16 protein-coding genes are annotated in these 21377 nt (G+C 71.4%); 8 read left to right on the top strand and 8 right to left on the bottom strand.

Features of this window, described 5'->3' with window-relative positions:
• Positions 1-92 precede the first annotated feature (92 nt).
• A complete protein-coding gene (locus AMK21_RS22500) occupies positions 93-1589 on the bottom strand; it encodes a hypothetical protein (RefSeq protein ID WP_073880732.1) in 1497 nt (498 codons plus the stop codon).
• Between the two features lie 231 nt (positions 1590-1820).
• Between AMK21_RS22500 and AMK21_RS22505 the strand changes: the two genes are divergently transcribed.
• Positions 1821-2957: an aminoglycoside phosphotransferase family protein gene (locus AMK21_RS22505; protein ID WP_073880734.1), complete on the top strand. Its 1137-nt coding sequence runs from the start codon at positions 1821-1823 to the stop codon at positions 2955-2957.
• A gap of 212 nt (positions 2958-3169) precedes the next feature.
• Here the strand turns inward: AMK21_RS22505 and AMK21_RS22510 are convergent, their stop codons facing one another.
• A complete protein-coding gene (locus AMK21_RS22510) occupies positions 3170-3415 on the bottom strand; it encodes a hypothetical protein (RefSeq protein WP_073880736.1) in 246 nt (81 codons plus the stop codon).
• A gap of 348 nt (positions 3416-3763) precedes the next feature.
• On the opposite strand from AMK21_RS22510, the gene AMK21_RS22515 reads away from it, so the two are divergent.
• Both AMK21_RS22515 and AMK21_RS22520 read left to right on the top strand, forming a co-directional pair.
• Complete coding sequence (locus AMK21_RS22515; protein WP_073880738.1) at positions 3764-4474, top strand: transglycosylase SLT domain-containing protein; 711 nt, start codon at positions 3764-3766, stop codon at positions 4472-4474.
• 240 nt (positions 4475-4714) lie between these two features.
• A complete protein-coding gene (locus tag AMK21_RS22520) occupies positions 4715-6928 on the top strand; it encodes a terpene synthase family protein (protein WP_073880740.1) in 2214 nt (737 codons plus the stop codon).
• Between the two features lie 151 nt (positions 6929-7079).
• On the opposite strand, the gene AMK21_RS22525 is transcribed toward AMK21_RS22520, so the two are convergent.
• A complete protein-coding gene (locus AMK21_RS22525) occupies positions 7080-7580 on the bottom strand; it encodes a hypothetical protein (RefSeq protein WP_073880742.1) in 501 nt (166 codons plus the stop codon).
• A gap of 276 nt (positions 7581-7856) precedes the next feature.
• Here AMK21_RS22525 and AMK21_RS22530 point away from each other — a divergent pair, with 276 nt between their 5' ends.
• Positions 7857-9401 carry a hypothetical protein gene (locus AMK21_RS22530; RefSeq protein WP_073880744.1) on the top strand — a complete coding sequence of 515 codons (1545 nt, stop codon included), beginning with the start codon at positions 7857-7859 and terminating at the stop codon, positions 9399-9401.
• Between the two features lie 52 nt (positions 9402-9453).
• Here AMK21_RS22530 and AMK21_RS22535 read toward each other — a convergent pair whose 3' ends face one another.
• Genes AMK21_RS22535 through AMK21_RS22550 form a run of 4 tightly spaced genes read right to left on the bottom strand, consistent with a single transcriptional unit; the run spans position 9454 to position 13461 of the window.
• Positions 9454-10620: a thiolase domain-containing protein gene (locus AMK21_RS22535; RefSeq protein WP_073880746.1), complete on the bottom strand. Its 1167-nt coding sequence runs from the start codon at positions 10618-10620 to the stop codon at positions 9454-9456.
• Entirely contained in the window at positions 10613-11665 is a 1053-nt protein-coding gene (locus AMK21_RS22540) for a thiolase domain-containing protein (protein ID WP_073880748.1), read from the bottom strand. The genes AMK21_RS22535 and AMK21_RS22540 overlap by 8 nt, the downstream gene beginning before the upstream one ends.
• Complete coding sequence (locus AMK21_RS22545; RefSeq protein WP_073880750.1) at positions 11666-12622, bottom strand: Zn-ribbon domain-containing OB-fold protein; 957 nt, start codon at positions 12620-12622, stop codon at positions 11666-11668. It lies immediately after the preceding gene.
• A 23-nt stretch (positions 12623-12645) separates the two neighbouring features.
• Positions 12646-13461 carry a crotonase/enoyl-CoA hydratase family protein gene (locus AMK21_RS22550; protein WP_073881142.1) on the bottom strand — a complete coding sequence of 272 codons (816 nt, stop codon included), beginning with the start codon at positions 13459-13461 and terminating at the stop codon, positions 12646-12648.
• 166 nt (positions 13462-13627) lie between these two features.
• On the opposite strand from AMK21_RS22550, the gene AMK21_RS22555 reads away from it, so the two are divergent.
• On the top strand, positions 13628-15241 hold the full coding sequence (locus AMK21_RS22555) for an acyl-CoA synthetase (protein ID WP_073880752.1): 1614 nt from the start codon (positions 13628-13630) through the stop codon (positions 15239-15241).
• A 9-nt stretch (positions 15242-15250) separates the two neighbouring features.
• On the opposite strand, the gene AMK21_RS22560 is transcribed toward AMK21_RS22555, so the two are convergent.
• Entirely contained in the window at positions 15251-16771 is a 1521-nt protein-coding gene (locus AMK21_RS22560; RefSeq protein ID WP_073881144.1) for an alpha/beta fold hydrolase, read from the bottom strand.
• A 170-nt stretch (positions 16772-16941) separates the two neighbouring features.
• Between AMK21_RS22560 and paaK the strand changes: the two genes are divergently transcribed.
• The 3 genes from paaK (at position 16942) to AMK21_RS22580 (ending at position 21219) form a co-directional block, all read left to right on the top strand.
• Positions 16942-18237 carry a phenylacetate--CoA ligase PaaK gene (gene paaK / locus AMK21_RS22565; protein ID WP_073880754.1) on the top strand — a complete coding sequence of 432 codons (1296 nt, stop codon included), beginning with the start codon at positions 16942-16944 and terminating at the stop codon, positions 18235-18237.
• A gap of 257 nt (positions 18238-18494) precedes the next feature.
• Positions 18495-18815, top strand: coding sequence for an STAS domain-containing protein (locus AMK21_RS22570; protein WP_234422010.1), 321 nt, complete (start codon positions 18495-18497; stop codon positions 18813-18815).
• 541 nt (positions 18816-19356) lie between these two features.
• A complete protein-coding gene (locus AMK21_RS22580) occupies positions 19357-21219 on the top strand; it encodes a glycoside hydrolase family 18 chitinase (RefSeq protein ID WP_073880760.1) in 1863 nt (620 codons plus the stop codon).
• The last annotated feature ends 158 nt before the right edge of the window (positions 21220-21377 follow it).

The following is a 21377-nucleotide window of genomic DNA, read 5'->3' on the forward strand; positions in this document are numbered from 1 at the left end:
AGAGCGCGGGACCGGTGTTCAGGACTGCCGGGGCGTCATGATGGTGGGTACGCGCGGCGGTTACGGCCTCCGCCGGCGGGCCCGTACGGACATCACGCCTGCGTACCCCTGGTCTTCTTGGCGACCGGGCTCTGCGGCAACGAGAGCTCGATCTGCTCGCGGAGGTCCTGGATCTTGGCGTACCCCGCGAACTGGCCGGTGAGCCGGTACATCTCGCGCAGCCGGTCCCAGGTGCGGTGCGAGGAGGTCTCCCCCATCGACACCAGGGCGAGCCTGGCGTAACGATCGGCCTGTTCGGGGTCGTTGGCGATGAAGCAGGCCGAGGCGAGCGAGATGTAGTCGAAGATCCTGGAGCGCTGCCGCCCGTTGACGCGCAACTCCAGGGCCTGTTTGGCGTGGCGCTGCGCGATGGACGCGGCCGCCGGGTCGTGCTCGGCCAGGGTGCGGAACGCCAGGGCCTGCATGCCGTGCAGGTCGGCCTCGTCGAACATTTGCATCCAGCTCGGCGCCGGTACGTCGCCCTTGTCCGAGACGAAGAGCTCCTCGGCCTCACCGAGGGTGCGCCGCATGGCCTGGCCCTTGCCCATCGCCGCCTGCGCCCAGGCCTCGATGGTGCGCAGCATCGCCTGCGTACGGGGCAGGGTCTCATCGCCCGAGCCGGATTTCGCCAGCTTCATCAGGTCGAGGGCGTCGTCGGGGCGGCCCAGGTGGACCATCTGGCGTGCGGCGCGGGAGAGCGCCTCACCGGCGCGTGGCCGGTCGCCGCCCTCCCTGGCCGCGTGGGCGGCGATGACGAAGTACTTCTGGGCGGTGGGTTCGAGGCCGACGTCGTGGGACATCCAGCCCGCGAGTACGGCGAGGTTGGCTGCGACGCCCCACAGGCGGCGCTGGAGATGGTCGGGGTGGCGGTAGGCGAGCATGCCGCCCACCTCGTTGAGCTGGCCCACGACGGCCTTGCGCTGGAGGCCGCCGCCGCGGGAGGCGTCCCAGGCGCGGAACACCTCGACCGAGTGCTCCAGGGCCTCGATCTCCTCGGAGCCCACGGGCGCGGCCTCGTACCGGTCGAAACCGGCGGGGTCGGCGTGCTGAGGGGCGTTGGCGCGTGGCGCGTCGGCCGTGGAAGCGGGGCTGCTGCGCAGCCATTCGTACATGGGGCCGGCGATGGTTGAGCCGGCGGCGAGCGCGGCGCCCGCGCCCACCATGCCGCGTCGGTTGAGCATGAGGTCCATTCCCGTGAATTCGGTGAGGACCGCTGCCGTCCGTTCGGGCGCCCACGGCAGTTGATCGGGGTCGTGTTCCTTCCCCGCGTCACGCCGTTTCCCCACACGCCCGCGCCGGCCGAACCCGAGGTCCTCGATGGTCACGACACGGCCGAGCCGCTCGGTGAACAGGGCTGCCAGCACTTCGGGCACGGGATCACGGGGGGATTCCCCCATGTCGATCCAGCGCCTGACCCGCGAGGTGTCGGTGGCCAGCTGCGGGTGGCCCATGGCCGCCGCCTGCCGGTTCACCATTCTCGCGAGTTCGCCCTTGGACCAGCCGGCCAGGCCGAACAGGTCAGAAAGGCGGGTGTTGGGTTCTCCGGTCACGTCAAGCCCCCAGGTTCTCGGCTGACTTGACACTAACCCCCTGTCAGATGCGCTGTGACTATTCGCCAGGGTTCGCCAGGGTCCGCCAGATGGTCTGCCACCCGTGACCCGGTGTCAGGTAGGAAAGCGCCACCCCGCCCGGCAGCCCTAGGTACTCCCCAGGGTGCCGAACGGCCGTCGGCCGGGTTGGCGCACGTGACTTGTCGGCGCACGAAGGGATCTGTCTCGCCCATGTACACAGCATCGTCCTCCGTGTCCGCCCCGCCCCGGCCGCTTCGCCCCATGGGGACGGGCGGCGGGCCGTATCTCGCCCCCCACGCCGGTGCGCCGGCGCAGGGTCTGGGCCGGACCCGGCGGGCGGCGGGACCGGGGGCAGGACCTCTCAGCGGAAGAATCGACCTCTCCGGGCCGCAGGGGGCGCAGGTGCGGATGGCCATCGCCTCCGTGCAACGCATCTGCCCCGAGTTCAACCCGGTCCAGGTGCTGCGGCGCAGCGGCCGTTCGGTCCTGATCGTGGGCACCACCGGGCGGGCCACCGCCGTGGCGAAGTGTTTACTGGACCACTCCCCCGCCTGGACGGAGCGGTTCCAGCACGAGATAGCGGCGTACCGCGCGTTCGTCCGGCACCGGCCCCCGGTTCGGGTGCCCCGGCTGATCGCGGCGGACCCGGAGAACTGCACACTGGTGATCGAGCGGATGCCCGGCCGGGTGGCGGCGCTGACCCGGCACCCGGCGGAGGCGCCGCCGCGGGCCGACATCCGTGCGGCACTCGGCGCGATCGCCCGGGTGAACGCCTGGCGGCCGCCACCCGGGCTGTTCGAGGCGCCGCTCGACTACGCCTCCCGGATCGCTCGCTACCACGAGCTCGGCCTGTTCACCGACCGCGACCTGGGCGACCTGCAGAAGCTGCTGCACGGTCTGGCCCAGGCGGGCGGCCGCCAGGGCATGGGCCAGTTCTGTCACGGCGACGCGCTGCTCTCCAACATCCTGCTGTCCCCGACCGGGCCGGTGCTGGTCGACTGGGAGCACGCGGGCTGGTATCTACCGGGCTACGACCTGGCGACCCTGTGGGCGGTGCTCGGTGACGCCCCGGTGGCGCGACGGCAGATCAGCCAGCTGGCACAGGCCAGGGGGCCGGCCGCCCGGGACGCGTTCCTGGTGAACCTGATGCTCGTCCTGACCCGGGAGATCCGTAACTACGAGACGGCCGTGCAGCGCACCATGCGCGAGGCGCCCGCGGCGGGCACGGTCCAGGACCGGCCGGGTGCGCTCTCCTCGGGCGAGGAGCAGCGGCTGCTGCTGCGCAGGCTGCACGACGACTGCGCGATGGCTCGGCGGGCGGTGCGGGCGGCGGTCGGGACGCGCTGATCGCGCGTGATCAGCGCCGCCGGCGCGGCCGCGTGGGTCTTCGGGGGCAGGCGGGTGCGCCGCCTGCCCCCGAAGACCCACGAAGAGACCACTGTGTAAAGGGAGCGCGCTGCGGGACCGGTGCCGACACACCGGTCCCGCAGCGCGCTGTTCCGCGTTCCGCCCCTCGCCGAGCAGACGGGCGCGCCGTTCCTTGCCGGGCGCGTCGAAGCTCAGGCCGTTCTCGTCGAGGGCGTCGAAGACGCTGATCCAGGCCCCCGGACCGGGCCGTCCGGGGCGAGCCCGTTCCAGGTGCTGGAGAGGTCGTCGAAGCGGTTGTGGGCGATCTCCACCTGCTCACCCTCGAAGCGGCACCCGTGCAGCCAGGCCGGGCGGGAGCCCCTCACCCCGAAGTCGAACAAGGCGTCATCGCGCCAGAGCCACGCGAAGGCCCGCCCGGCGGTCTCGGCACCCCCCACAGGGCGCGTCCCCGCGTGACGGGGCACTGACTCTGCGGCACCACGTGGCCCTCCCCGGGTGAGGCGCGCCACGAGACCCACGTCACCTACGAACCACGGTAGTGGGTGTTAGTCCTTCCCCGCGGCGCCGCGAGACACCCAAAGCAGGTATTCCCCGCATTCTCCTATCAAAGCTAGTAAATGGGGTCATTGCCTCCTGTCCAGGCGGCCGCTAACCATGGATCTCGGCAAGCACCGAGACCGAGCCTGCGACGAGCGCCCACCGGCGGTCGGCAGCCCGTCCCCCTCGGTCTCCGCTCACGCGGCCACAGGCCGCGGACCCCCGTCCCCAAAAGGAAGAGCTCACGCATGCCCGGCACCATCCGCATCACCCGCTCCCACAAGCTCGCCACCGCCGTGCTCGTCGCGGCCGGTTCCGTCACGGCCATCGTCGCGACCGGCGGGCAGAGCGACGCACAGCCCGCCGCGGCCAAGACCTCCATCGCCGCGGAGAAGGTCGCCGGTGTCCCCACGGCGAAGGAAGCCGCGGCCAAGAAGGCCGCCCAGGAGACCGCCGCGAAGAAGGCCGCCGCCGCGGCCACGGCGAAGAAGGCTGTGGCGGAGCGCAAGGCCGCCGCGGAGAAGGCTGTGACCGACCGGAAGGCCGCGGCGAAGAAGTCCGCCGAGAAGGCGCGCTCCGAGAAGCAGGCCGCCAACCGCTCCACCGAGCGCAAGGCCGTCGCCGCACCCAAGCAGTACAAGAACAACCTCGACGGCTGGATACGCGAGTCGCTCGACATCATGAAGAAGAAGAACATCCCCGGCTCCTACGAGGGGCTGCACCGCAACATCATGCGCGAGTCCAGCGGCAACCCGAACGCCGTCAACGACTGGGACATCAACGCGCAGAACGGCATTCCCTCCAAGGGCCTGCTCCAGGTGATCCAGCCGACCTTCGACGCCTACCACGTCAACGGCACCCCGAAGAAGCTCACCGACCCGGTCGCCAACATCACCGCCGCCGCCAACTACGCCGCGGACAAGTACGGCTCGATCGACAACGTCGACTCCGCGTACTGAGACCCGGCATACCGGGACTCGGCCGACGGAGACTCGGCCCACTGAGACTCGGGGCGGGACTCGGCGTACCGAGTCGAGTCCGCCGGCTGAGCGGACCGCCACCGAACGGACACAGATCAGACCGCGATTATCCGACTAATCGCCCTGGTGCGTGCCCCGGTTGGCCGAAGGGTAGAGCTGGCGCGGACACCACTGGTCCGCGCGCTCGCCGCGCGGAGGCTTCGGAAAGGCCTGACGCACATGGCACAGCCCTTCTCACTGCCAAACTTCTATGTTCCGTATCCGGCGCGGCTCAACCCTCATGTCGAGGCGGCACGGACGCACACGCGTCAGTGGGCGCGGGGCATGGGGATGCTGGAGGGATCCGGCATCTGGGAGGAGAAGGACCTGGAGGCGCACGACTACGCCCTGCTCTGCGCCTACACCCACCCCGACTGCTCGGCCGAGGCGCTGTCCCTGGTCACCGACTGGTACGTCTGGGTCTTCTTCTTCGACGACCACTTCCTGGAGCTGTTCAAGCGCACGCCCGACCGTGAGGGCGCCAAGCGGTATCTGGACCGGTTGCCCGCCTTCATGCCGATGGAGCGCGGGGCCGCGACCCCCGAGCCGGAGAACCCCGTCGAGGCGGGCCTCGCCGATCTGTGGGCGCGGACGGTCCCCGCGATGTCGGACGCCTGGCGGGCCCGGTTCGCGGAGGCGACGGAGAACCTGCTCAACGAGTCGATGTGGGAGCTCTCCAACATCAACGAGGGCCGCATCGCCAACCCCGTCGAGTACATCGAGATGCGCCGTAAGGTCGGCGGCGCCCCCTGGTCGGCCGGACTGGTGGAGTACGCGGCCGGCGCGGAGGTGCCCGCCCAGGTGGCCGACGCCCGCCCGCTGCGGGTGCTGCGCGACGCCTTCTCCGACGGGGTGCACCTGCGCAACGACCTCTTCTCGTACCAGCGCGAGGTCGAGGAGGAGGGTGAGAACAGCAACGGGGTCCTCGTCCTGGAGAAGTTCCTCGGCTGCTCCACACAGGAGGCCGCCGAGGCCGTCAACGATCTGCTGACCTCACGGCTTCAGCAGTTCGAGAACACCGTCCTCACCGAACTGGGCCCGCTCTGTGCGGAGAAGGGCCTCGACCCGACGCAGACCGCGTCCGTCCTCGCATACGTCAAGGGGCTCCAGGACTGGCAGTCCGGAGGCCACGAGTGGCACATGCGCTCCAGCCGGTACATGAACGGCGGCGGGGCCGGCGAGGCGGTGGCGGGCTTCGGCATGTCCGCCGCCTCGATCAAGTTCACGCTGCGTTCGGAGACGGCGCGGGCCCGCAGCCACAGCCACCTGCCGTACCAGCACGTGGGCCCCTCGCTGATCCCCGACCTGAAGCTGCCGTTCGGGACGACGCTGAGCCCGCACCTGGAGGGTGCCCGGGTACGGCTGGTCGACTGGGCACGCCGGATGGGCATCCTGGAGGCGCAGCCGGGGGTTTTGGGCTCGCACATCTGGGACGAGGAACGGATCATCGCGATCGACCTCCCCCTGTGCGCGGCGGGGCTGCATCCGGACGCGACGCCGGACGAGCTGGACCTCTCCTCGGGATGGCTGGCCTGGGGCACGTACGGCGACGACTGGTTCCCCGTGGTGCACGGGCGGGCCAGGGATCTGGCAGGGGCTCGGCTGGCCAATGAGCGGCTCTCGCTGTTCATGCCGCTGGACGGCGAGTCCTTCCCCGAGCCGGTGAACGCGCTGGAGCGGTCGCTGGGCGATCTGTGGCGCAGGACGGCCGCGCCGATGGACCTGGGCGCACGGCGCACCTTCCGGGGCGCGGTCGAGTCGATGACCGAGAGCTGGCTGTGGGAATTGGCCAACCAGGCGCAGAACCGTATCCCCGATCCGGTCGACTATGTTGAGATGCGGCGGGCCACCTTCGGCTCGAACCTGACGATGAGCCTGTGCCGGCTCGGCCACGGCAGGAAGGTGCCGGACGCGATCTACCGCAGCGGCCCGATGCAGTCGCTGGAGAACGCCGCGGCGGACTACGCGTGCCTGCTGAACGACCTGTTCTCGTACCAGAAGGAGATCGAGTACGAGGGTGAGGTGCACAACGGCGTCCTGGTCGTGCAGAACTTCTTCGGGGTCGACTATCCGACTGGCGTGGCGATCGTGCACGACCTGATGAAGTCGCGACTGCGGCAGTTCCTGCATGTGGCGGAGGTCGAACTTCCCGTGCTGTACGACGACTTCGGCCTGGACGCCGAGGCGCGGGAGGTGCTGGCGGGCTATGTGCTGGAGCTCAAGCACTGGATCGCGGGCATCCTGATCTGGCACCGGGGCTGCCGCCGGTACCGCGAGGAGGACCTGAGGCGCGGGCATGGTGCCCCCTGGCACCTCAGCGGTCCCACGGGGCTCGGCACCTCGGCGGCGCAGGTGACGCGGTTGATGGCCGAGCTCGCGGGCAGCAGGGCGTAGTCCCGCACCCGCGCCAGGGGGGTGCGGGCGTCACCGATCCAGGCCGGCCCCGGCCCGTCGCGCGGTTCTCGTGACGGGCCGGGGCCGGATGCGCTGGGGCCGGATGCGCGGCAGGCCGCCCGCATATGCGGGCGGCCTATGCAGTGACGTTTCAGCCCTGCTGGAACAGCTCTGCGGGAAGGGGCTTGAGGAGGGTGTACAGGTCGTCGGTGATGGGCCGGTCCCAGCTGGCGATGGTCACGAGCACCCCGTCGCTCCGGTCGAACTGGACGCAGGCGATGCGGCTCTCCGAGAGCTTCACCCGGCGGACGATCAGCAGGTTGTCGCCCTGCATCACGGGGACGTCCTCGCTGCTGACGACCTCGACCGGCTCGTCGTTCTCCAGGGCCAGCAGCAGCTGCGCGACCTCGAAGGGAACCTGGCCGTCCTCGGTCTCGCGGGCGGGCGAACCGGCCGGGAGATTACCGATGATCATGGCCGGGCCGCGGCCGCCGTACAGGTCGTAACGGAGGAAGACGCCCTGACAGCTGCCGTCGGGCGCGGGGAGCAGACCGGCGCCGAGGTTGCCGGGCCAGTCCCCCGGTTCCATGGCCAGGACATCGAAGTCCGGGCCCGCGGGTGTTGCGGCGCTACGGCGGCGGAGGAAGGACATGCCGCCATGTTACGTGGCCCGGCTCACGTTGCGGAGCGGGGCCCGGGACGGAGCGCCGCCCCGCGGCACCGGCCGCCTCCCGCCGGCGGGAGGCACGAGCGGTGCGCCCCCGCGCAGACTCTTCCGCGTGGAATCGGAGCAAGTCCGCCCGCGACGAGGCCTTGTGCCGCATACCGTTGGATCACCGCCGCGCCCCGTCCGTCGCGGCAGCGGCGGGTACGGGACGGCGGAACGCCGACAGGACAGGTACGGCGATACGCCGGGAGAGAGGACAGGATGACGGTGGAGGGCACAGTGAGCGGGCTGGAAGAGCGGGTGGTGGGGCGCGCGTGGATGGTGCGCCTGGACCCGGCCGACCGGAGAGGTGCGGCGGTACGCGTCTCGTGCGGCCGTCCGGCCTGCGCCCCCCAGGTTCTGCCCTCCGCCGCCGTCGGCCGCACGGCTGCCGTCGCGCACCTCGCGACACATCTGCGCGCCGCCCCGGGGCCCCGGCCCGAGGCGTCCTGCGCCTGCCGGGCCGCGGAGTGCCATACGCACGTCCGGGCCGACGGCCCCCGCGACCGCGCCCCGGCCCTGCGGTGCGGAGGCCCGGTCGTCCTCGCGGTCGTCAACGATCGGCAGGGCCGCTGGTGGCAGGCGCTGGAGTGCTGCGCACGCTGTGCGGCCGCCCACCCCTCGGCGAAGATCGTCGCCACCGCCCCTGCCGCCGGCCGGGCCCCCGCGGCGGGGGCACGTGGAGCCGCGGGCCCTCCGCCCGCCCCGGTCGGCCCGCACTTCTCCCACGCCTCCTCGTCCCCCGCCCCCGTGCCCCGGGCGGTGCCCGCCCCCCGCCCGAGGCCCCGGCGCAACCGCCGCACCGGGAAGATCGCGCAGCGCTTCGTGCCGTACGACCTGCACCCCGTCGCCCTGCGCGACGAGCTGATCGAGCTGGGCGATCTCTTCCGCGCCTACCAGCAGCGCCCCGAACCCGATCTGGAGCAGCTCGCCGACCTCCACGCCCGCAAGGCCAAGGCCTTCCACACGTGGGCGGAGGTCACCGGGGAGACCGAGCTGCGGCTGGACGCACGGCGCGCCGAGCAGGCGGCCGCTGCCGCCCTCCTCCAGCACCAGCAGCGCACCGGCCAGAGCCCGGTCGGCGAGGGAGAGGTCACCAATCGCCTGCTCCCCGGCCTCACGCAGTGGGACCACGCGCGGACGGTCCTCGCCCACGTCGCCGAGCACACCCCGCTGCCCGGCCCGGAGGCCCGGCTGATGGCGGTGATGCTGACCCTGCGCTCGGCGCTCACCGGCATCGGCAATCTGGTGGGGCAGGACGTCAAGGGGCTGCCCCTGACCGAGCCCGAGGAGCTGATCGGACGGCTCGTGGACTCCGGCTGGCTGTCCATCCCCGGCACCGCCGACGATCTGCTCGCCTCCCGCCCCGAGAGCCCCACCCCGATCACGATCCCGTCCCTGATGCCCGACGACGACGGACGGGGCCCGTTCGACTTCGGCCGGAAGACGCGTCCCAAGCTCAGCGGATGGGCCCAGAGGGTCGTCGGGGACAAGAAGCTGCGCAAGAAGAAGACCGGTGCCGCCACCCGGCTACTCGCCCTGGCCCTGGCCGTCCGGACCACGACAGACGGCCGGCTGGGGCCCGAGGGCGAGGGCATCGACCTGGCAATCCTCACCTCCTGGTGCGCCGTCGAGCCCGACGAACTGGAGCCGCTGGTGGAGCAGCTGACGGCGGCGGACTGGCTGGAGGAAGCCGCAGTCACCGGCGGCCGCCTCACGGGCCGGCTGGCCGAGCGGGTGCTGCAGGTCAGCTGCCCGCTGCCCTGAAGGTGCGTGCATACCCTCAAGGCGCGCGCACGGCGGCCCGGGGGCGTCGGCGTCACCCCGGCGGGGGCTGCGACCCGACGAGCCACATGGCGAAGAACTGCGCCCCACCCCCGTAGGCATGGCCGACCGCCCTGGTGGCCCCGTCGATCTGGTGCTCGCCCGCCCGTCCTCGTACCTGGAGGGCCGCCTCGGCGAAGCGGATCATGCCGGAGGCGCCGATGGGGTTGGTGGACAGCACACCGCCCGAGGGGTTGACCGGGAGGTCGCCGTCGAGTTCGGTGACGCCCGCCTCGGTGAGCTTCCAGCCCTCGCCCTCATCGGCGAAGCCGAGGTTCTCCAGCCACATCGGCTCGTACCAGGAGAACGGGACGTACATCTCGACGGCGTCGATCTCCCGCCGCGGGTCGGCGATCCGGGCCTGCCGGTAGACGTCGGCGGCGCAGTCCTTGCCGGCCTGCGGGGAGACGAAGTCCTTGCCGGCGAAGAGCGTCGGTTCGCTGCGCATGGCGCCGCCGTGCACCCAGGCGGGCGGGTGGGGGGCGCGGGCGGCGCCGTCCCGGTCGGTGAGGATCATCGCGCAGGCCCCGTCGGAGGAGGGGCACGTCTCGGAGTAGCGGATCGGGTCCCAGAGCATGGGCGACGCCTGGACCTTCTCCAGGGTGATGTCCGCGTCATGGATGTGCGCGTAGGGGTTCTTGAGCGCGTTGCGGCGGTCCTTGTACGCGACGAGGGAGCCGACCGTGTCGGGGGCTCCCGTACGGCGCATGTACGCGCGCACGTGCGGGGCGAAGAAGCCGCCGGCCCCGGCCAGCAGGGGCTGCTGGAAGGGGACGGGCAGGGAGAGGCCCCACATGGCGTTGGACTCGGACTGCTTCTCGAAGGCGAGGGTCAGGACGGTCCGGTGGACGCGGGCGGCGACGAGGTTCGCGGCGACGAGCGCGGTCGAACCGCCGACCGAGCCCGCCGTATGGACGCGGAGCATCGGCTTGCCGACGGCTCCGAGCGCGTCGGCGAGATACAGCTCCGGCATCATGACGCCCTCGAAGAAGTCGGGGGCCTTGCCGATGACGACGGCGTCGATGTCGCTCCAGGTCAGTTGGGCGTCCTCCAGAGCGCGGAGCGCCGCCTCGCGGACCAGTCCGGCGATGGAGACGTCGTGCCGGGCGGCGACGTGCTTGGTCTGGCCGATGCCGACGACGGCGACGGGCTCCTCAGGCATGAGCGCTCTCCCCTTCCAGGACGGCGACCAGGTTCTGCTGCAGGCAGGGCCCGGAGGTGGCGTGGGCGAGGGCCCGGTCGGACTCGCCGCGGTGGATGCGGGCGGCGGCCTCGCCGAGCCGGATGAGACCCGCCGCCATGATCGGGTTGGCGGCGAGCGCGCCTCCGGACGGGTTGATCCGGGTGCCGTCGCCGAGCCCGAGGGCCTTGCGCAGGACGACCTCCTGCGAAGTGAACGGGGCATGCAACTCAGCTGTGTCCACAGGGCGTTCGAAGGCTCCGGCGTGCTGGGCGGCGAGCCGGGTGGAGGGTGATTCGGTCAGGTCGCGGACGCCGAGGCTGTGGGCCTCGATGCGGTGGTCGATGCCGCGGATCCAGGCGGGCCGTGCGCACAGGGCGCGGGCGGTGTCCCCGGCGGCGAGGATGACGGCGGCGGCGCCGTCGCCGATGGGCGGGCAGTCGCCGGTGCGCAGCGGGTGCACGAGGTGGTCGCCCGCGGGGACGTCACCGGTGAGTTGGGCGTACGGGTTGGTGGTGGCGTCGGTGCGGCTGCGGGCCGCGATGGAGGCGAGGGCGGCCTCGTCGGTGTCGCCCGCGTCGATGAGGGCCTGGGCTTGGAGGGCGGCGAGGGCGACGGAGTCCGGCCAGAGCGGGGCGAGGTAGTACGGATCGAGCTGGCGGGTGAGGACGTCGCGGACCTCACCGGGTGAGGACTTGCCGTAGGAGTAGACGAGGGCGGTGTCCGCTCCACCAGTCATGATCTTCACCCAGGCCTCGTACAGCGCCCAGGCGCCGTCCATCTCGACGTGCGACTCGGAGATGGGCGGGTGGGCGCCGACGCCGTCGAGTGCCATGGTGAAGGAGAAGGCGCGCCCGGCGAGGTAGTCGGCGGAGCCGGAGCAGGTGAACCCGATCTCGTTGGCCTTGAGGCCGGTTGGCCCGAGGACCTCGTGGAGGACGGGCATCAGCAGGTCGACCTCGGAGAGTTCGTCGGTACGCCGCCGGTGCGCGGTCTGGGCGAAGGCGACGATCGCCACGTCTCGCATCTACACCAGCTCCTGGTACGTGTCGTAGTCGGCGTCGGGCTCGCCGGTGGGCCGGTAGTGGTCGGGATGGCGGGCACCCTCGACCCAGACGGGCTCGACGCGCAGGCCCATGCGGACCTCGTCGTACGGGATGCCGGCGATGCGGCCGTGGAGGGCGAGGTCGGCTCCGTCGAGGGCGATGTGGGCGTAGACGTACGGGACTTCGATGCCGAGATTCGCCGTATGAGCAGCCTTGATGTTGACGATGCAGAAGGTGGTGACGGTCCCACGCGGGCCGACCTCCACCTCCTCCGCGGTGGCGATGCCGCAGGTGGGGCAGGCTCCGCGCGGGGGTACGTAGACCTTGTGGCAGGCGGGGCAGCGTTCGCCGACGGTCCGATGGCCTTCGAGGGCCTTGAGGTAGGCGCTCTGGGCGCGGCCCGGGGTGTGGACGTAGTCGAGGCGGGCAGGGGCGGCGATGCCGGTGACGAGGTCGGTGAACCCCCCGTCGTGCGGCGCGGGTTCGGCTGGCCCTGCCTCACCCTCGTACGGCTCGAAGCAGGCGATGTCGGTGATGGCGCCCGTACGTGTCGCGGCCCAGCGGATCCGGACCCGCATCCCGGTGTGCACGGCGTCGGGTCCGGGGACGTCCAGGGCATGCAGGAGGGCGGTGGCGGCGCCGTCGAGGCGGACGAGGACCCAGGCGAACGGGGTCTCCAGCGGCTGGCTGCGGCGCGGGGACGGGTTCCAGGCCCAGGTGGTGACGGTGCCGGTGGCGGCGACCTCGACGAGTTCGCGGAGCTCGTTCGCGGTGACGGGGTCGTACTCGACAGGCGGCACGAGGACCGTGCCGTCGTCCGTCCGGACGCCGAGCACGGTGCGTTCGCGCAGTCCGGTGAGGAAGGCGCTCTGGACGGGGCCGAGGGAACGGGTGAAGGGGAATTCGACCACCAGCGGGGCGCTGAGGACGTCGGTCATGGCACTCTCCAAAGGCTCAGGGCTCAGGCGCGCCGGTAGACGGGCGGGCGCTTCTCGGCGAAGGCGCGGGCGCCCTCCTTGGCGTCCTCGGTGGCGAATACCGGTCGGCCGCGCCTGAGTTCGGCGGCCAGAGCCTCGCTCTCGGTCAGCTCGGCGCCCTCGTAGACCGAGGCCTTGACCGCCTCGACGGCGAGCGGTCCGCAGGCGTTGATCCGCTCGGCGACGGCGAGGGCCTCCTCCCGGGCGGTGCCGTCGGGGACGACCCTGCCGATGAGCCCGATGGCTGCGGCCTCGTCGGCGGTGTAGGGGCGGCCGGTCAGGAGCATTTCGAGGGCGTGGGTGCGGGGGATCTGGCGGGGCAGCCGGACGGTGGAGCCGCCGATCGGGAAGAGGCCGCGCCGGACCTCGAAGAGCCCGAAGGTGGCGCCCGCCCCGGCGATGCGGATGTCCGTTCCCTGGAGGATCTCGGTGCCGCCGGCGACACAGGGCCCTTCCACGGCGGCGATCACCGGTTTGCGCGGGCGGTGGTGACGCAGCATCGCCTTCCAGTGCAGGTCCGGGTCGGCGGTCATCCGCTCCCGGTACTCCTCGCCCTCCATCCCGCCGCCCGCGAGCGCCTTGAGGTCCATGCCGGAGCAGAACGCGCCGCCCGCCCCGGTCAGGACGACCGAGCGCACCTCGTCGTCCGCGTCGGCCGCGAGCCACCCGTCGTACAGGCCGACGAGCATCGGCAGCGACAGCGCGTTCCTGGCCTGTGGTCTGTTCAAGGTGAGCACCAGCGTGGCGCCCTGGCGCTCCGCGGTGAGGTGTTCCGTACCGAGGTGTTCCGTACCGCCCATGACGAACTCCCGTCTGCAGACCTGGAACAGGTTGCAGTAGGTGGGGTCGCAGTTCAATAGTTTTCTGACAGCTCGTCAGATTCCTTCGACTCCGCCCCTTCCCACTTGTGCCGCCCGGCGCTCTAATGACGGCCGAGTCGCCAGTCACCCGGGGTCAGGAGGAACGGTGGAGTACAACCTTGCCGACCTGTTCGAGTCGGTCGTCGACGTGGTCCCCGACCGCGAGGCGCTCCTGTACGTGGACCATCCCGGTACGGGCACGGAGCGGCGCCTCACCTACGCCGAACTGGACGCCGCCGCCAACCGGATCGCCCATCACCTCATCGGTGCGGGGCTCCGCCCGGGCGAACACCTCGGGCTGCACCTCTACAACGGCATCGAGTACCTCCAGACGGTCCTGGGCGCGCTGAAGGCACGACTGGTGCCGGTGAACGTCAACTACCGCTACGTGGAGGAGGAGCTGGTCTATCTCTACCGGGACGCGGACCTGGCGGCGCTGGTCTTCGACGGCGAGTTCGACGAACGGGTCGCGGCGGCGTCCGTACAGGCTCCGGCCCTGCGCCACCTGGTCCGGGTGGGGTCCGCAGCCGCACCCCCGGGCCTGGAGGCCGTCCCCTTCGCCGAGGCCGATGCGTCCGGCTCACCCGCGCGCGGCTTCGAACCACGCTCTGCGGACGACCAGTTCATCATCTACACCGGCGGCACGACCGGGATGCCGAAGGGGGTCATGTGGCGTCAGGAGGATCTGTTCTTCTCCGGCCTGGGCGGCGGCGCGCCGACCGGCGAACCGGTGAGGAGTCCGCACGAGCTGTCCGAGCGGGTGGCGGCGGGCGGTGACGGCATCACCTTCTTCCCCACTCCCCCACTGATGCACGGCACCTCGACACTCACCGCGTTCATCGGGTTCAACTTCGGTCAACGTGTGGTCGTGCACCGCAAGTTCGCCCCCGAAGAGGTGCTGAGAACGATCGAGAGGGAGAAGGTCACCAGCGTGTCGCTGGTGGGCGACGCGATGCTGCGTCCGCTGATCGACGCCCTCAACGGGCCGCTGCGAGGGACGGACTGTTCGTCGCTGTTCTCGGTCTCCAGCTCCGGGGCGATCATGTCGGATTCGGTGCGGGCGGAGTTCCAGGCACTCGTGCCGACCGTGATGCTGCTCAACAACTTCGGCTCCTCCGAGTCCGGCTTCAACGGCACCGCCACCGCCGACTCGGGCCCCGAGCGTGGCTTCCGGGTGCAGGTCAACGCCCGTACGGCCGTGCTCGATCCGGCGACGCACGAGCCGGTGGCACCGGGCGAGGTGGGCCGCATCGCCCAGCGTGGCCATGTGCCGCTCGGCTACTACAACGACCCGGTCAAGACCGCCGACACCTTCTTCCGTAAGGGCGATGAGCGGTGGGTGCTGCTGGGCGACATGGCGACCGTCGACGCGGAGGGCATCGTCACCGTGCTCGGCCGGGGCTCGCAGTGCATCAACACCGGTGGGGAGAAGGTCTACCCGGAGGAGGTGGAGCAGGCGCTCAAGTCCCACCCGGACGTGTACGACGCGCTCGTCGCGGGCGTCCCCGACGAGCGCTGGGGCAGCAGGGTCGCGGCCGTCCTGGAGCTCCGTGAGGGCGCACCGGCGTTGGACCTCGACGCCGTGCAGGCCCACTGCCGGACCCGGCTCGCCGGGTACAAGATCCCGCGTGCCCTGGTCCTCACCGACCGGATCCAGCGGTCGCCGAGCGGCAAGGCGGACTACCGGTGGGCGAAGGCGGTGGCGGCGGCTGAGGGCTGAGCCTGACGGTCACGCCAGGCCGAACGACCTGATCGCCGCGAGGAACTCCTCCGGCCGGGTGGTGTGGACGAGGTGGCCCGCCTCGATGGTGGCGAGCACGGCGCCGGGGATGGTCCTCGCTATATCGGCCAGCTGCTTCTGGTCGATGTGGCTCGTCGCGCCGCCGCCGATGATCAGGGTCGGGGCGGTGATCTCCGCCAGCCGTTCACGGCCCGTCGGGTCGGGGTCGTTCAGCTGGGCGTCGATGTCCGCGACCACGGACCAGTCGAAGTCCAGCTCGCCTTCTGGGCGTTCGACCGGCGGCCGGGGCGGGTCGAGCGGCAGGAGCGGCGGGGCGTCCTCGATGACCAGCCGTCCGATCAGCCCGGGCTCCCGCTGTGCGAGGAGGTAGGCGGCCACCCCGCCCATGGAGTGTCCGATCACGGTGGCACCGGCCAGGCCGCGGGCCTCCAGGAAGGCGTGCAGGTCGTCGCGGAAGAGCTCGAAGGAGTAGTGGCCGGGCCAGTCGCTGAGCCCGTGGCCCCGGAAGTCGGGGGCGTACACGCGGTGTCCGGCGGCGAGCTCCCCGGCGATCCGGGTCCAGGTGAGGGAGGAGCCGGCCCGGCCGTGGAGGAGGACGACCGGCGGGGCGGAGGGCTCGCCCCACACCCGGTACGCGAGCCGGACGCCGCCCGCCCGCACGGTGAGGACGTCCGGGTCGAGGAAGGCCGCCACGGTACGGGAGAAGGCGCCCGGGTCGTCGAGCCACGGGAAGTGCCCCGCGCCCCGCTGGACGGCGAACTCTCCGTACGGGAAGAGCGCGGCCAGCTCCGTCGCCCGGTCGGGGCTCGGGTGCCCGTCGTACTCCCCGGCGAGGACGAGCACCGGCACGGCCGGCTCGCCCAGGGCGGGGACGGTGGCGGCGGGGTCGTACGCGCCGTCGTCGTAGCGGCCGCGCGCTTCGGGGTTGGTCTGCCCGGCGGAGGCGGCGGCATGGGCCCGGGCCCTCTCGTCCCAGCGGCCGTAGGTGAGCGGCCGGACGGCGGGCCACAGCTCGGCGAAGGGCCCGCCGGCGAGCAGCGCCTCCTGGGCGGCCCGGGCCTCGGCGTACCAGGGTTCGCCGCTGCGCATTTCGGCGGCCTCGCGCAGGTCCTGGTCGGTCACCTCGATGCCGACGGCCCGGGTGGAGGGGGTGATCAGGGTCAGGGTGCGCAGCCGCTCCGGGTGCCGGGCGGCGTACAGCAGGGCCAGGTCCGCGCCGGCGGAGTGGGCCAGCAGGTCGATCCGGTCCAGGCCGAGGTGTTCGCGCAGCGCCTCCACGTCGTCGACGAGCCGGTCGCAGCGGTAGGTCGTGGGGTCCTCGGGTACGGCGGACTTGCCCGTCCCGCGCAGGTCCAGGAGGACCAGCTGCCGTACGGCGCAGAGCCCGCCGAGGTCGCCGAGGTACGCGCTCGCCCGCATCGGTCCGCCGGGCAGACAGATCAGCGGTTCGCCCTCCCCCACCAGGTGGTACGCGAGCGGGGTGGTGTCGTACGCGGCGAAGGTCGGCATGCCGTCCATCCAAACAGGAACGTGCGGACGAACGCACCGGGCTTCGCTGCGAGCCGATCGGGAACCGGTCCGTGCGCCCCTCTTGTCAGCGCGCCCGGTCTCCTGAATTACTGCTCCCAGGAAGATCGATCGAATGATCGGTCGTCCGGTTCGGGAGAGGGAGGGCCCTGATGACAGCCATGCTGGACGCGGCGGAACAGCTGAGCCGCGCCGAGCTGGAGGCCCTCCAGCTCGAACGGCTCCGCACGACCCTGCGCCACGCCTACGAGAACGTGCCCTTCTACCGGGCGGCGTTCGACGGGTCCGGGCTGCGGCCCGAGGACTGCCGTACGCTCGCCGACCTCTCCCGCTTCCCGTTCACCGCCAAGGCCGACCTGCGCGACAACTACCCGTTCGGGATGTTCGCCGTGCCGGAGGCGGACGTCCGGCGCATCCACGCCTCCAGCGGCACGACCGGGCGCCCGACCGTGGTGGGGTACACCGAACGGGACCTGGACACCTGGGCGGACGTGGTCGCCCGGTCGATCCGGGCGGCGGGCGGCAGGCCCGGCCACAAGGTCCATGTGGCTTACGGGTACGGGCTGTTCACCGGTGGCCTCGGCGCGCACTACGGGGCCGAGCGGCTCGGCTGCACGGTGATCCCGGCGTCCGGCGGGATGACGGCGCGCCAGGTGCAGCTCATCCAGGACTTCCGGCCCGAGATCATCATGATCACGCCGTCGTACATGCTGACGCTGCTGGACGAGTTCGAGCGGCAGGGCGTCGACCCGCGCACGACCTCTCTCAAGGTGGGCGTCTTCGGCGCGGAGCCGTGGACGGAGGCGATGCGCCGGGAGATCGAGGACCGGCTCGCCATCGACGCCGTCGACATATACGGCCTCTCCGAGGTGATGGGCCCCGGGGTGGCGCAGGAGTGCGTGGAGACGAAGGACGGGCTGCACATCTGGGAGGACCACTTCTATCCGGAGGTCGTGGATCCGTTCACCGGTGAGGTGCTGCCGGACGGCGAGGAGGGTGAGCTGGTCTTCACCTCGCTCACCAAGGAGGCGATGCCGGTGATCCGCTACCGCACCCGGGACCTGACGCGGCTGCTGCCGGGGACAGCCCGGAACTTCCGCCGGATGGAGAAGGTGACCGGGCGCAGCGACGACATGGTGATCCTGCGCGGGGTGAACCTGTTCCCGACGCAGATCGAGGAGATCGTGCTGCGTACGCCCGCCGTCGCCCCGCACTTCCAGCTCCGGCTGACCCGGAAGGGGCGCCTGGACGCGCTGACGGTACGGGCGGAGGCGCGGGCGGACGCGACGGCGGCGGACCGGGAGAAGGCGGCGCTCGCTATCGCGTCGGCGGTGAAGGACGGGGTCGGGGTGTCGGTGGAGGTCGAGATCGTCGACCCGGAGTCGCTGGAGCGCTCGGTGGGCAAGATCCGGCGGATCGTGGATCTGCGGGAGCCCGGCACGATGTGAACAGCGCGGTCACGGTGTGCGGGGCGACCTCCAGGTCCACGTCCCGCAGCACGAGCGACGTACCGCCCTCCAGGACCTGCGGCAGGGGGTGGTGCTGGAGGGCGGGTCACCGGATGAGGTGTTCGGTGCGCCTCGGGAGGAGCATACGCGGAAGTTGTTGCGGCGGATCGCGGAGGCGGGGCGGCTGCGAGGACCGCTGCGCCCAGTCGGCAGGACCGGTCCTCGGTGCGCTGCACGCCTGGCGATGAAGTCACCCGGTGACGATTCCAGACCTCGGGAGCTCCAGACCCGCGCCGCTGCCCGAACTCTCCCCGCGCGGAGAGTTCGACATGGACAACACCACCTCGCTCGGAGCGGAGATCGAGACGATGGCCGCCGTCCACGGCGGAGTGGTACTGGACGCCAGCAGAATCACGTTCGCCGACTCCTCCTTCGTGCGGATGATCCTCAGCACCCACCCGCGCACCGATCTGCGCATAGCGGCCCCCTCCAGGCGGGTGGCCCGGCTGTTCGACCTCGCAGGTGTCGACACCTACCTGCGGATCTATCCGACCCTGGAGACCGCCCGCGCCGTCTGACAGCCGCCCGACAGTCGTACTCCTGCGTGGAGCCTGGGCGGACCCCTCCGGCTGGGACGAGGTCAGCAAGAGCCTGCAAGCGCGGGGCTACCAGGTGGTCGCCACCACGAACCCGCTGCTCGCCGCCTCCCAGCGCCCGGTCACCCCGGTGTCGGGTGGTGAGCCCCTCCAAGGCAGCCGCATGGAAGACGATCCCGTCCTGGTACCTGGTCGCCACCGACGACCGCGCCATAGGGACCGAGAACCTGCGCTACATGGCCAGGAGGGCCGGGTCCACCACCGTCGAGGTCGATGCCCCGCACGCGGTGATGGAGACCAACCCCGGAGCCGCGCTCGAGGTCCGCGGCCCGGCGGTCCGGCTCCGACTCGAGATCCGCTCAACGATCTTTTGGTCCAGACCTCTTGACGATTGGTCTAGGCCTTCCTAGGGTCGCGGAGACACTGCGGGGGTGCCGAGGAGAGACACCACGTGCTCAAGGCCACGCAGGGTTGTCAGGCCAGGGACCACCCCTGTCCTCCGGACGTGACCCGAGGAGCCCCCTTGAGCACTGAACCACGATGGCGCCGCACCGGATCGACGCGGAGCATCATCCCGAACAAGCGGTCCAAGGTCCTCGCCGGCGCCACCGCACTGCTCCTCCCGCTGGCCGCCATGGTCGGCCTCGCCAGCCCCGCCGAGGCCGCGGCCTCGGCCACCGCCACCTACACCAAGGCCTCCGACTGGGGCTCCGGCTTCGAGGGCAGGTGGACGGTGAAGAACACCGGCACCACCACGCTCACCTCCTGGGCCGTCGAGTGGGACTTCCCCGCGAACACCAAGGTCACCTCCGCCTGGGACGCGACCGTCACCAACTCCGCGAACCACTGGACCGCGAAGAACCTCGGCTGGAACGGCACCCTGGCCCCCGGCGCCTCCGCCTCCTTCGGCTTCAACGGCTCCGGCTCCGGAGCGCCCACGGGCTGCAAGCTCAACGGCAACCCCTGTGACGGCGGCTCCACCAACCCCGGTGACAACGCCCCCTCCGCCCCGGGCAAGCCCGCCGCGAGCGACATCACCAACACCTCGGTGAAGCTGTCCTGGGCGGCCGCCACGGACGACAAGGGCGTCAAGAACTACGACGTCAAGCGCGACGGCGCCACCGTCGCCACGGTCACCGGCACCACCTACACCAACACCGGTCTGACCGCCGGCACCGACTACAGTTACAGCGTGGTCGCCCGCGACACCGCCGACCAGACCGGTCCGGCCTCCCCCGCCACCACGGTCCGCACCACCGGCGGCGGTGGCGGCGAGAACCCCGGCGGCGGGAAGATCAACTTGGGCTACTTCACCAACTGGGGCTCCTACACGGTGAAGAACCTCGTGACCTCCGGCTCCGCCGAGAAGATCACGCACATCAACTACGCCTTCGGCAACGTGCAGAACGGCAAGTGCACCATCGGCGACGCGTACGAGGACTACGAGAAGTCCTACACCGCCGCCAACTCCGTCGACGGCAAGGCCGATGTCTGGGACCAGCCGCTGCGCGGCCACTTCAACCAGCTCCGCAAGCTGAAGGCGCAGTACCCCCACATCAAGGTGCTGTGGTCCTTCGGCGGCTGGACCTGGTCCGGCGGTTTCGGCCAGGCCGTCCAGAACCCGAACGCGTTCGCCCAGTCCTGCTACGACCTGGTCGAGGACCCGCGCTGGGCCGATGTCTTCGACGGCATCGACCTGGACTGGGAGTACCCCAACGCCTGTGGTCTGACCTGCGACTCCAGCGGCCCGGCATCGATCAAGAACATGATGCAGGCCATGCGCGCCAAGTTCGGCCCGAACAACCTGCTCACCGCGGCCATCACCGCGGACGGCTCCAACGGCGGCAAGCTCGACGCAGCCGACTACGGCGGCGCCGCGCAGTACATCGACTGGTACGACGTGATGACGTACGACTACTTCGGCAGCTGGGCCGCGCAGGGTCCGACGGCCCCGCACTCCCCGCTGACCTCGTACCCCGGCATCCCCGCTCAGGGCTTCAACTCGGCGGACGCCATCGCCAAGCTGAAGGCCAAGGGCGTCCCGGCCTCCAAGCTGCTGCTCGGCATCGGCTTCTACGGCCGCGGCTGGACCGGCGTCACCCAGTCCGCCCCCGGCGGCACCGCCACCGGCCCGGCGGCCGGCGTCGAGCCGGGTAACCAGTACTACAAGGTCCTGAAGACCACCTGCCCGGCCACCGGCACGGTCGCGGGCACGGCGTACGCCCACTGCGGCAACGACTGGTGGAGCTACGACACCCCCGCGACGGTCGGCACCAAGATGGCCTGGGCCAAGAGCCAGGGCCTGGGCGGCGCGTTCTTCTGGGAGTTCAACGGCGACACCGCCAACGGCGAACTCGTGAGCGCGATCAGCAACGGTCTGAAGTAGACCCCGGCACGACACCGAGCCCGCCCTCCCCGACGACGGGGAGGGCGGGCTGCGTTTCGGCTGCCGGCCGGCTGATCAGGCGCGGGGTGACGAACCCTGCCACGAAGGCGACCGGGCCGCCGTGGAGCAGAGGAGGCCCTGCGTCGGAAATGACGTCT

Source organism: Streptomyces sp. CB00316, assembly GCF_001905595.1.
In the GTDB taxonomy this organism is placed as follows: Bacteria; Actinomycetota; Actinomycetes; order Streptomycetales; family Streptomycetaceae; genus Streptomyces.

Bases quoted from the DNA above. Each gene is read 5' to 3' on its own strand.
- AMK21_RS22505 (WP_073880734.1), top strand. From the start codon at position 1,821: ATGTACACAGCATCGTCCTCCGTGTCCGCCCCGCCCCGGCCGCTTCGC.
- AMK21_RS22515 (WP_073880738.1), top strand. From the start codon at position 3,764: ATGCCCGGCACCATCCGCATCACCCGCTCCCACAAGCTCGCCACCGCC.
- AMK21_RS22520 (WP_073880740.1), top strand. From the start codon at position 4,715: ATGGCACAGCCCTTCTCACTGCCAAACTTCTATGTTCCGTATCCGGCG.
- AMK21_RS22525 (WP_073880742.1), bottom strand. From the start codon at position 7,580: ATGTCCTTCCTCCGCCGCCGTAGCGCCGCAACACCCGCGGGCCCGGAC.
- AMK21_RS22530 (WP_073880744.1), top strand. From the start codon at position 7,857: ATGACGGTGGAGGGCACAGTGAGCGGGCTGGAAGAGCGGGTGGTGGGG.
- AMK21_RS22535 (WP_073880746.1), bottom strand. From the start codon at position 10,620: ATGCCTGAGGAGCCCGTCGCCGTCGTCGGCATCGGCCAGACCAAGCAC.
- AMK21_RS22540 (WP_073880748.1), bottom strand. From the start codon at position 11,665: ATGCGAGACGTGGCGATCGTCGCCTTCGCCCAGACCGCGCACCGGCGG.
- AMK21_RS22545 (WP_073880750.1), bottom strand. From the start codon at position 12,622: ATGACCGACGTCCTCAGCGCCCCGCTGGTGGTCGAATTCCCCTTCACC.
- AMK21_RS22550 (WP_073881142.1), bottom strand. From the start codon at position 13,461: ATGGGCGGTACGGAACACCTCGGTACGGAACACCTCACCGCGGAGCGC.
- AMK21_RS22560 (WP_073881144.1), bottom strand. From the start codon at position 16,771: ATGCCGACCTTCGCCGCGTACGACACCACCCCGCTCGCGTACCACCTG.
- paaK (WP_073880754.1), top strand. From the start codon at position 16,942: ATGACAGCCATGCTGGACGCGGCGGAACAGCTGAGCCGCGCCGAGCTG.